The sequence below is a fragment of the Streptomyces sp. NPDC058964 genome, from assembly GCF_042741275.1.
Classification (GTDB): Bacteria; Actinomycetota; Actinomycetes; order Streptomycetales; family Streptomycetaceae; genus Streptomyces.
Genome location: NZ_JBHYKH010000307.1, coordinates 1 through 10872 on the forward strand (window position 1 = coordinate 1; position 10872 = coordinate 10872).

Below are 10872 nucleotides of genomic sequence, written 5' to 3' on the forward strand. Positions count from 1 at the left end.
CAAACCGCGGGCCTTTGCTCAGGCTTGGGTGGCCGGGGCGTATCACCCCTTACCCGGCCGGCGGTGCGCCTGTGTGGCGCACCAAGGTCCGGTGGCCGGCGCCCGTCAGCCATTCGGCGAGGAAGCGGGGCCGGTCGGCCGGGTAACAGGCGCTGTCGTAAGCGGTGATGGCCGCCAGGTCGGCGGGATCCGCGGGACGGACGCCCGGGGCGGGTCCCGCGTCGGGAGCCGTTCCGGCGAACCGGATGGTGCGGTGGGCTAGTTGGAAGCCGGACTGGCGGTAGTTGTCCTGCTGGGCGACGACTCCGTCCAGGCCGACGGTGCGGTTCCCGGCGTGCGCCAGCGCGGTCTTCCAGGTGGTGATGCCATGACCCTGGCCGCGCAGGCCGGGGCGGACCAGATAGCAGCCGAGGAAGGCGTAGTCGGAGCCGTAGTTGACGACGGAGACGGCCGAGACCGGCTCGCCGTCGATCCGGCCGAGGAAGAAGCCGTCCGGGTCCTGTGCGAAGAAGGCCGGGCCGTCGGACAGCCCGGGGTTCCAGCCCTCGGCGGCCGCCCACCCGCTGATCACCGGCCAGTCCTGGAGGGTGGCCCGCGTGATGACGAGGTCCTGGGGGGCCGGGGCCGGAAGGGTCATGGGTGCGCTCCATTCCATGGCTGGGTGGGCGCGGTGACCGACCGCGCCCACAGCATCCTTCCGGATCATCCCCGGATGCGCCACGCCGGGATCGAGCCGTAGGAGTCGTCAACAGGACGTCTCGGCAGGCCTGTTCACGAGGTTCCCGGGCCGCCGCACCGGTTCGCCGGCCGACGCAGGCCCCATCGTCCCGTGCCCGGCGGGGGCTTCCGTGGCCGGCCGGGGTCAGCGCTCCGGCCGCGGGCGGAACCGCCGGTACAGGACGGTGCCGGTGATCAGGAACGCGGCTCCGCCCGCGATGGCGGGCGCGGTCAGGTCCGTTCCGGTGTGGGCCAGGGCGGCCGGGGCGGGTGCCTGCGGGCGGTGCGCCGGCGGGGTGGGGTGTGCCGCCCTGGGCGGGACGGGCGGCGTCGGGGTGGGGGGGTGCTCGGCCGGGGTGTTCACGGACGTGTTGCCGGTCGCCGTGTTGCCCACGCCGACCACGTTCACGCTGTTCCCGCTCACGTTCACCGGCACGTGCACGGGGAGCTGAAGGCCGTTGCCGGAGAGCACGCCCGGCGAATCCTTTCCGTCGCCGTGCGCGGTCGCCCCGCCGGGGGATGTGGCCCCCGCTCCGGTCGCGCCGCCGCCCTCGTCGGCGCACGCGTTTCCCGCGGCGGGATCGAGGAGTCCCACCACGTTCACGGTGTTCCCGCACACGTTCACCGGCACGTGCACCGGGAGCTGGACGGTGTTGCCGGAGATCAGCCCGGGCGAGTCCGCCGTGTAGCCGTCCGCCGCCGAGTCGGCGTACGCCGGCACCACCACGGCCATCGCGCCGGAGGCGGCGGCGACGGCGATCACACCGTTTCGGGTCACCCGTCTCATAGGTTCCCTGCCTTCCAGACATGGTCGCGGGCACTCGCCCGCACCGGAGTAAACGCAGGCGAACCATCCGAGTTATGGCTTATCCGCCTTTCACCCCATCGAGTGGCAGGGTTATCGAACCAGTCGTAAAACCGTCGAAAGATCACCGAGCGTGCGGATGGTACGACACTGCGCCCCCGCCCGCTCGCCCGGAGGCGGGCCTTCCGGAGCCCGCCTATCGTGAGCGAGGGCCGCTGTCCCCGGTCCGCAGCATGACGTCCCTGGAGGCATCGATGCCGGCCAATCCGTCCACGCGGCCCGCTCTGCGGCGCTGCGCGGGAGCCGGAGCCGTCACCCTGGCCCTGCTCGGGGCAGGGCTGCCCGCGGCGGCGTCCGACGCCGCGCCCCGGCCCGGCCTGTCCCGCTTCTACCACCAGAAGATCACGTGGTCGCGCTGCGGGGGCGAGCGCATGCCCGAGGACATGGAGTGCGGCAAGGTCACGGTCCCGCTCGACTACGCGAAGCCCGGCTCGGGCACGCTCGACGTGGCTCTCGCCCGCTACCGTGCGACCGGGAAGTCGCGAGGATCCGTCCTGCTGAACTTCGGCGGCCCCGGCGTGTCGGGCGTCACCGAACTCGCGGCCGGCGGCAAGGACTTCATGGGCCTGACCAACGGATACGACGTCGTCACCTTCGATCCGCGAGGCGTCGGCCGGTCGTCGCCGGTCAGCTGCGGCGAGGGCGCCACCACGACCTCGGAACCGACGGAGGGGGGCGCGGACCTCACGGACCCGCGGGCCATGCTCTCCTGGCTGCGGAAGGTGGCGGCCGAGTGCACCGAGCGCTCCGGCCCCGTACTTCCCCACATAGGCACCGTGAACACCGCCCGGGACATGGACGTCATACGCCAGGCCCTCGGCGACAGGAAGCTCAACTACCTCGGCTTCTCCTACGGCAGCAGGCTCGGCGCGGTCTACGCGGCGCAGTTTCCCGACAAGGTCGGCCGGATGGCGCTGGACGGCGTGGACACGCTGACCGAGTCGCTGGCCGAACAGGGGGTGGTGGGCGCCGAGGGGCAGCAGACGGCCCTGGACGACTTCCTCGACTGGTGTGTGACGGACATCGGCTGCCCGTTCGGGCAGGACCGCCGCCTGGCCGGGGAACAGGTCGTACGACTGGTGCGCTCGCTCGACGAGAACCCGGTGCCCAGGGACTTCGGCGGGAAGTTCACCGGCCAGGACCTGGTGAGCGCCATCGGGCAGGGCCTCTACAGCAAGGCCCGGTGGCCGTCGCTGGAGCGCGCCCTGGCCTCCCTGGTCGACGACGGCGACACGCGGGGGGCCGAGAACCTCGCGTACGGCACCATGGCACCGCCTCGCGCACACGGTGGTGGCGGGCTCGTCGACCCCGGGGACGTCCCGACGGACAACCTGGCGGCCGCGCTGATCGCGGTGAACTGCGCCGACGACCCGGACCGGCCCACGGACCGGCAGATCGCCAAGGACCTGCGGCGGCTCCGGAGCGAGTACGAGCAGGCGTCGCCCGTCTTCGGCGAGTACCGGCTCACCGAGGTGCTGATGTGCTACGGCCGGCCCAAGGGCACCGACTTCGTCCGCACCGAAGTGAAGAACCTCGACACGCCGGGGATGCTCCTGGTGGGAACGCGCGGCGACCCCGCCACGCCGTACCGCTGGACCACGGAGACCGCCGCACGGCTCGGCCCGTCGGCCGTGGTGCTCGACAACAGGAGCGAGGGGCACACGGGGTACTCCTCCTCGAAGTGCGTGCACCGCAAGGTCGACGACTTCCTGCTGTACGGCTCCCTGCCGCCGAGCGGGAGCTCGTGCGGACCGGACAGGACCGTCACGGGCGGGTGACCGGCATGGTTCCGGTACGGCGTGTCGCCGGTCCGGCGGTCACACTGGGCACAGGCGCCTCGGCCCGCCGTACCCGTATGTGAGCGAACAGGGGAACCCGTGATGCACCTCCGTGCCACCGTCGCCGTTCCGGTCGCCGCCCTGGCCCTGCTGCTCGCCGCGCCGCAGAGCGGCGCCGCACCGCAGGCCAGGGCCGGGACCTGCCCGGAGAAGTACCTGTCCGTCCGGGCACGGGCCTCGACCGCCGATCCCACCGTGGTACGGGTGAGCGTCACCAATCTCGGCAGCCGTGCGTGCACCGTCGACCACGCCCCCACGGTCACCTTCGGGGACCTCGACGGCGCTGCCCTGCCGCAGCCGGCCCGGGGCGGCGGGGCGTACCGGCTCGGCACCGGCGCGACCGCCTACGCGACCGTGCGCACGATCGCCGACCCGGCCGACCCCGAGACCCGCCGGGTGGACACCCTCACCGTGGCCGCGGACCCGTCCCACTGGGGGCTCTCCTTCACCTGGGCCGCTCTGGGCACGAAGGACACCATCCGGGTGTGGGAGCCCGTGACGACGTGGTGGCAGCCGACGGCCGCGGCCGCCGACCGGGCGCTCGGGATCGGCTGACGAACGGATCCGGGGCAGGGCCGTCGGCTCAGCCGACGGCCAGATCGGGGCTGTACAGGTCCAGCCACACGGCCAGGTCGAGAGTACGCTCCAGGCCGTGCCGGGCCGCCTGGGTGCTCACGGGGGTGTCGCGGTGGGCGGCCCGGTGGACCTTGTCGCGGTCCACGATGCCGAAGACCGGGTGGTCGGTGCGGTCGAGGAGGTCCTTGGCCTGCTCCTGGAGGGCGAGTCCGTAGCGGGGGTCCTGGGTGGACGGGTAGGGGCTCTTGACCCGGTCGTACACGGAGCGCGGGATGACATCCGCCGTCGCCTCCCTGAGCAGGCTCTTCTCACGGCCGTCGAAGGACTTCAGGGACCAGGGCGCGTTGTACACGTACTCGACGAGCCGGTGGTCGCAGTACGGCACCCGGACCTCGAGGCCGACAGCCATGCTCATCCGGTCCTTGCGGTCGAGCAGGAGGCGGACGAAGCGGGTCAGGTGGAGGTGGCAGATCCGCCGCATCCGGTACTCGAAGTCGCTCTCGCCGTCGAGGCGGCGGATGCCCGAGACGGCGGTGCGGTATCCGTCGGCGACGTACGACTCCAGGTCCAGGGTCTTGGCGAGGTCGGGCCGCAGGACGTTGCTGTCCTCGCCGAAGTGCCGGGCGGCCATCGCCAGCCAGGGGAAGGTGTCGGCGTTGCGGGCCTCCTCGTCGAAGAACTGCAGGTAGCCGCCGAAGACCTCGTCGGCGGACTCCCCGGACAGGGCGACCGTGGACTGGTCGCGGACGGCCCGGAACAGCAGCAGGAGCGAGGCGTCCATGTCTCCGAAGCCCATGGGCAGGTCCCGGGCCCGGATCACCCTCGCCCGTACCTCGGGGTCGGCCAGGGTCCGCGCGTCGAGGACGATGTCCTGGTGGTCGGTGCGGGCGAGGCGTGCCACGTCGTGCACGAAGGGGGTGTCCGGGGTGCCGCGCAGTTCGTCGGCGACGAAGTGGTCGCTCTGGCCTGCGAAGTCGACGGCGAAGCTGCGGACCTTCTCGCCGTGCTCGGCGAGCCGCCGGGCGGCGATCGCGGTGAGGGCGGAGGAGTCGAGGCCGCCGGAGAGCAGGGTGCAGCGCGGGACGTCGGCCACCAGCTGGCGGCCCACGATGTCGTCCAGGAGCGAGCGCACGGTGGCGACGGTGGTGTCGCGGTCGTCGGGGTGCGGCCTGGTGTCGAGACTCCAGTAGGCGCGGCTGCGCATCCCGGTGCGGTCGACGGTGACCACGGTCCCGGGCTCGACCTCGCGCATGCCCTCCCACACCGCGTGCCCGGGGGTCTTGACCATGGAGAAGAGCTCGCGCAGTCCGTCCAGGCCCACCTTGGCCGGGGCCAGCGGATTGGCGAGGATCGCCTTGGGTTCGGAGCCGAACAGGACGCCGTCGGGGGTGGGGAAGCAGTAGAAGGGCTTGATGCCCATGCGGTCGCGGATCATCACGAGCTTGTCGTGGCGGCCGTCCCAGACGGCGAAGGCGTACATGCCGTTGAGGCGCTCGGCGAGGGTGTCGCCCCATTCGAGGTAGCCGCGCAGCACGACCTCGGTGTCGGAGTCGGTCGTGAAGGGGTGGCCCCGGTCGGCCAGTTCGCGACGGAGTTCGGTGAAGTTGTAGGTCTCCCCCGAGTAGACCAGTGCGACGGTGCCGTCCGGTGTCTCGGCGGTCATGGGCTGCCGACCGCCCGGCAGGTCGATGATCGCGAGTCTGCGGTGACCGAGGGCGGCCGGCCCCTCGGCCCATGTGCCGCGGTCGTCGGGGCCCCGGCACGCCATGGTCTCGGTCATCGCGTCCAAGGCAGTGGCCTCGTTGCGCAGCTCGCGGTCGAAGGAGACCCAGCCGGTGATGCCGCACATGCCCTACCTCCAGCCTCAGGCTCGGCGGCAGCGCCTGGCTCGCCTCTCACCTGTGCTTTCACGGGTGGGGACGGGATGCCCGCCGAACCAGTTGCACCCGGCACCCATATGTCGAGCGTGTGCCAGACGCCGGAGGCGGTCAACGCGGCCGTAACCTGAACGGCCGACGTCTGCGACCCTTTCGGCCGCTTTTTGCTCGTGCGAGATACACGGATCGCCGCCGTGCCGGGCCGGACCCACCGGGAACCGGCCACGGGCAAAGACTTCCCCGCACGGACCGGCCCCGGTGCGGCATCGGACCGGCGGTGGGCCGTCTCCTTCGACGGCCGGCGCCGGCACGCGGCCCTGCGTGGATGGAACTCCTCTTCCGCCCTGCGGGCGGCGGGTGTCCGCCCGGGGTCCGACGGTGATCCGGGAGAACGACCGCGTCGCCTGCCTCTGGCGGGACTGCTCCCGGTCCTGGACGTCCGGCCGAGCCCCGGCAGCGCCGGGGGCATGGCTCTGCTGATCTCCAATACGGCCCTCGGTTGCGCCGGCGGCGCGACGGCGCTTGCGCCGCAAGGCCGGCCGAGGTGCCGTCCGGCCCTGCGTCATGGCAGTCAGGCGCGGGCCGTCACGAACCCGTCCAGGGCCGCGGTCAGCTCCGCCGGCTTCTCCACCGGCAGCTCGTGGCCGGCGTCGATGATGCGCACGACGGCGTCCGGGTAGGCCTTGGCCATCCTGAGCATCTGCTTCACCGGCAGCTGGATGTCGTGATAGCCGTGGATCAGCAGGGTGGGTGTGCGGATCTCACCGACCCGGTCGAGGACGTCGAACGCCCGCATGGCGCCGTACAGCGTCATGACGACCTCGCGCGGTGTGTCCGCGGAGGCGCGGATGTACTCCCGGACCTCCTCGCGCGGGTAGCCCGGCGCGAAGGCCCGCTGGATGTTGGCGGCGACGAACAGCTTGAAGGGCACGAGGGTCGACGCGCCCATCAGCAGGCCCCGGCCACGGCTGTAGGTCATCCGGCTGATCGAGTTGACCAGGACCATGCGCTCGACGCGCTCGGGGTGGGACAGGGCGATCGTCTGGGAGATCATCCCGCCCATGGAGTGGCCGACCAGGACGAAGCGCTCGACCTTCAGGTGGTCGAGCAGGGCGAGGACGTCCTTGGCCAGCTCCGCGATCGTGCGCACCCCCGCCCCGCCGCTGTCGCCGTGCCCGCGCAGATCCAGCCGGATCACCCGCCGCCGCTCGGCGAAGTGCGCCATCTGGTGGTCCCAGCGGTGCCGGTTGGCGGTCCAGCCGTGGACGAACACCAGGGGCACGCCGTCACCGTCACGGGGGCCCTCGTCGTCGTACGTCAACGCGGCGCCGTCGACTTCGAGCTGCGGCATGGAGGCCTCCTGAACACGGTCCGGTTACTGACCGGTACGGTATCCGGCCGCCCCCTCCCCCGTCACCGTCGTCCGCCGAGGAATTCGAGGATGTGCCCGAACACGTCGAGGGCGGCGCCCCGGCCAAGGAAGGTGTCGAGGTGACCGTATCCGGGGATCTCGGTGTACGACACGTCCAGCTGCGGCTGCCGGTGTCCCAGCACCTCGTGGCAGAGCCGCTGCGAGTCCAGCCACAGCCCGTTCTCGCTGCCCGCCAGCAGCATGACCGGGGTGTCGATGCGGCCCGCGGCGTCCAGCGCGTTGGGCGGCAGCGCCCGGTAGCGGTGGTCGGTGTCGTGCCAGCGCACCACGCTGCGGGCCAGTTCGATCCGGCGCAGGTGCGGCAGGATCCACAGCGGGGCGGGGCCCAGGAGCTCCGCGAGCCGGTCGTGGGTCGCCGGGGCGAGGTGCTCGTGCACGAACAGCGAGGCGCCCGTGCCCCAGGCCGAGTTGTGCAGGATCTGGCAGGTCGGGTCGGGGCAGCTCGCCTTCCGGGAGGCCAGGGCGAACAGGGGCGTGTACCGGGACCACAGGCCCACCTTGCGGAAGTCGACCGGAATGTGGTCGATCCGGGTCTTGAGCAGTTCTCCGGCGACGGACATGCGCAGCGAGGTGCGTCCCGCGAGCTTCGGCGTCAGGAACACGCCCTGGGACACGACTCCGGCGAGACCCGGCACCAGACCCGCCGTAAGGCTCAGCGACAGGGTGAGCGAGCCGATGCAGTGGGCCACCACGAACAGCGGCCGGTCGCCGATGCGTTCGCGGATGTGGGAAACGGCCTGCGGGATGTCGTACAGGGCCACGTCGTCGTACGTGTACCTGCCGCCGGTCTCGTTGTACGGCAGCCGGCAGCTGCCGCGCCAGTCGAGCAGCCACGGCTCGTAGCCGTCGTCGAGCAGGACGTCGACCAGGTTGCGGGTCTCGGGCAGCAGGAACATGTCGGCGGACGCCGTGTGCCCGTGCAGGAGCAGCACGGCGGGCCGGCCGGTGTCGCCGGTGTCCACCCGGGTCAGGCCGAGGCGGACACCGTCGGTCGTGCGGAAGGGGATCTCCTCGACGCGGGCGGGGTCGAGGCGGTGGCGCAGGGGCCGCAGGGCGGCGGTGGTCCGTACCTTGCGGAGCGCCGGCCGGGTACGGGGGGTCGTGGCCTTGAAGATCATCGGTTGGGCTCCGTGAAGGTGGGAGTGCGACGCAGGTCGAGGAGGTCCGCGGCGGCCCGGGCGAACGGGCCGATCAGTCCACGGCCCATCTCCAGGCCGAACCAGGCGAGCCAGGTCAGCTTGGCGGCCCGCTTCTCCTGGCCGGTGAGGCGCGGGTCGACCTTGATGCCGTCGATCTGGTCGCGGACGTAGGAGTCGGCGGGTACGACGACCTCGCCGAGCAGGCTGGCGGCCTCGCCCTCGCGGCCGATCTCGACGGTCAGGGCGCGGGTCTGCCGCCACAGGTCCCGGCGGGCGCGAGCGTACTTGCGGCCCTCCAGCCACCACTGCCCGCCGTCGGCGTCGCGCAGCCGCAGCCGGTAGCGCAGGAGCTGGTGCCGCAGGCCGTGGCGCTGCGGGATGCCCTCCTCGGGGCGGATCCAGACGTCGCCGCGCTCGACGGTGAGCGGCTCGGGGTGGATCGCGGCGCACGTCACCGCGCCGGTGACGTCGACCCGGCGCTCCTTGACCAGCTGGTACATGCTCGCGATGGAGAGGGTGAGCGCCATCGAGCAGGGCGTCTCGGCGGCGGCACCGACCGGCCCCACGGTGCCCTTCGTCGTCTCGGTGAACCACAGGTAGGGCTGGTCGTCCTTGTGGGGCAGCCGGGCCAGGCCGTCGTCGGCGAGCTTCTCGAACGTGCGCTGCTGTGCGCGGGCGTCGTAGCGGGTCGCGGGCGGCAGGCCGAGGGCCGCCACGAGGGCGTCGGTGCGCTCGCCGCCGGCCACGGGGCCCTTCAGCGTGGCCTCGACCAGTTTCAGGGCGGTGGGGCTCTGCAGCACCCGGCCGAGGAAGGACAGTTCGGGTATCGGTTCGGCCTCGAGCCGGGTCAGGGCGTCCGCGCGCCACTCGTCCCAGTCCTGGACGCGCACGTGCATGCCGCCGAGCGCCATGTCGGCGACGACGTCGTCGAGGGTGTTGGGGACGCCGGTCAGGTTGTAGTCGAAGCCCCAGGCGTCCGGCTCGCAGACGGCGGCGACCGCGACCCGGCTCACCCAGTCGACCGGGGCCGCGTTGAGGTAGCGGAACGCCGGTACGGTGCGGAAGCGGCCGAAGGCCGAGATCAGTCCGCTGCTGAGGTCGAGCGGGTTGTAGGCGCCGGTCTTGGTGTGGCCGCCGATCCCGCCGGGCCGCAGGGCGGTGACGACCAGGCCGTGGTCGCGGGCCCGGCGCAGCGCCACCTCGGCGGCCCACTTGGACTGGTCGTAGCCGGAGACGAGGCGGTCGACGTGGGCCAGCGGGTCGTCCTCGCCCATCGAGGTGATGCCGACCTCGTTGAACACCGCGATCGAGGAGATGTGGTGCAGCGGCTTGGGGCGGCCGGTCGCCGCGAGCTCGGCCAGGGTCAGCGTGCCGAGGACGTTGCTGCCGCGCAGCGACTGGTAGCCGCGCAGGAAGTCCACGGCCGCGGCCACGCCGACGACACTGTCGAGTTCGTGCGCGAGGGTGTGCCACCGCTCGTCGGACAGGCCGAGGCGCGGGCGGCGGATGTCGCCGGGCAGCACGGTCACCCGGCGCCGCACCTCCGAGGACCAGGGCAGCCGGTAGCTGCGCAACTGCTCGCCGAGCCGGGCGGTGGCCGCCTCCTCGTCCTCCGCGCGGACCAGGCAGGAGACGTGGGCGTCGCTGTGCCGCAGCAGGTCGAGCAGCATGTGGCTGCCGAGGAACCCGGTCGCGCCGGTGAGCAGGATCCTGCGCGGCGGCAGCGGCTCGGGCACGTCGGTGAAGGGGAGCCGGTCGGCGAGGGCGAGGTCGGCGAGGATCTGGTCGAGGTCCTCCTGGCGGGCCCGGGAGTGGCGGTCGGCGGTGGGCCGGGGGGTGCCGAGCACCGCCCGTGGGGTGCGGGGTGCCGGCACGGGGAGGACGGCGGGAACCGGAGCGTCGAAGGCCTGGGCGGGTGCCGCGCCGAAGCCGGTCTCCGGCCCGGTCGGCCGCGCCTCCGCGGCGGCCGACGCCGCCGACGCGCCCACGATCACCGGCAGCCAGCGCCCGGCCAGGCTGACCGGCCGTGCGTCGGCGAAGACGTCATCCAGGTCGACCTCGATGCCCAGCTCGCCCTCCAGCTCGGCGACGAGTTCCACCGCGTGGACGGACGTACCTCCCGCGTCGAAGAAGTCCGCGTCCGGCGCGAGCCGGCCGGAGGGCAGATAGCGGCCCGCCGCCGCGGCGATCGTGGCCGCGAGACCCTCCACGTCCCGGACCGGCGCGGCCGGCGCCGCCGCGTTCGCCGCGGTCTGCACCCTGGCCAGCAGGTCGTTCACGCTGAGGCCGCCGCCCCGCTCGATGGACTCGGCGGTGGCACGCCGGCCGGCGTCGTCGTTCAGATCACGCATCAGATCCCTTCTCGTAGTGCACTGTCCTGTCGCTCACAGCTCTCGCACACGTCAGTCCCACGCCGAATGGGTCCGTG

Annotated in this window: 7 protein-coding genes and 1 pseudogene; 2 read left to right on the forward strand and 6 right to left on the reverse strand. The window is 72.6% G+C overall.

The window, feature by feature from the left end; all coding sequences use genetic code 11:
• Positions 1–52: 52 nt before the first annotated feature.
• Positions 53–637: pseudogene (locus ACFW2E_RS30295) on the reverse strand (GNAT family N-acetyltransferase); the annotation flags it as partial.
• A gap of 225 nt (positions 638–862) precedes the next feature.
• Positions 863–1504, reverse strand: coding sequence for a chaplin (locus ACFW2E_RS30300; protein ID WP_384470262.1), 642 nt, complete (start codon positions 1502–1504; stop codon positions 863–865).
• 272 nt (positions 1505–1776) lie between these two features.
• On the opposite strand from ACFW2E_RS30300, the gene ACFW2E_RS30305 reads away from it, so the two are divergent.
• Positions 1777–3360 (forward strand): alpha/beta hydrolase, encoded by a 1584-nt coding sequence (locus ACFW2E_RS30305; protein ID WP_384470268.1) that lies wholly within the window; start codon positions 1777–1779, stop codon positions 3358–3360.
• A 102-nt stretch (positions 3361–3462) separates the two neighbouring features.
• Positions 3463–3975: a DUF4232 domain-containing protein gene (locus tag ACFW2E_RS30310; protein ID WP_384470263.1), complete on the forward strand. Its 513-nt coding sequence runs from the start codon at positions 3463–3465 to the stop codon at positions 3973–3975.
• Positions 3976–4003: 28 nt separating this feature from the next.
• Here ACFW2E_RS30310 and asnB read toward each other — a convergent pair whose 3' ends face one another.
• The 4 genes from asnB to ACFW2E_RS30330 all read right to left on the reverse strand — a co-directional run bounded on the left by asnB (position 4004) and on the right by ACFW2E_RS30330 (position 10795).
• Positions 4004–5845, reverse strand: coding sequence for an asparagine synthase (glutamine-hydrolyzing) (asnB, locus tag ACFW2E_RS30315; protein WP_384470264.1), 1842 nt, complete (start codon positions 5843–5845; stop codon positions 4004–4006).
• 599 nt (positions 5846–6444) lie between these two features.
• Positions 6445–7224 carry an alpha/beta fold hydrolase gene (locus ACFW2E_RS30320; protein WP_384470265.1) on the reverse strand — a complete coding sequence of 260 codons (780 nt, stop codon included), beginning with the start codon at positions 7222–7224 and terminating at the stop codon, positions 6445–6447.
• Positions 7225–7286: 62 nt separating this feature from the next.
• Positions 7287–8423 (reverse strand): alpha/beta hydrolase, encoded by a 1137-nt coding sequence (locus ACFW2E_RS30325; RefSeq protein ID WP_384470266.1) that lies wholly within the window; start codon positions 8421–8423, stop codon positions 7287–7289.
• Positions 8420–10795, reverse strand: a complete 2376-nt coding sequence (locus ACFW2E_RS30330; RefSeq protein ID WP_384470267.1) for a thioester reductase domain-containing protein — start codon at positions 10793–10795, stop codon at positions 8420–8422. The genes ACFW2E_RS30325 and ACFW2E_RS30330 overlap by 4 nt, the downstream gene beginning before the upstream one ends.
• Positions 10796–10872: the final 77 nt, after the last annotated feature.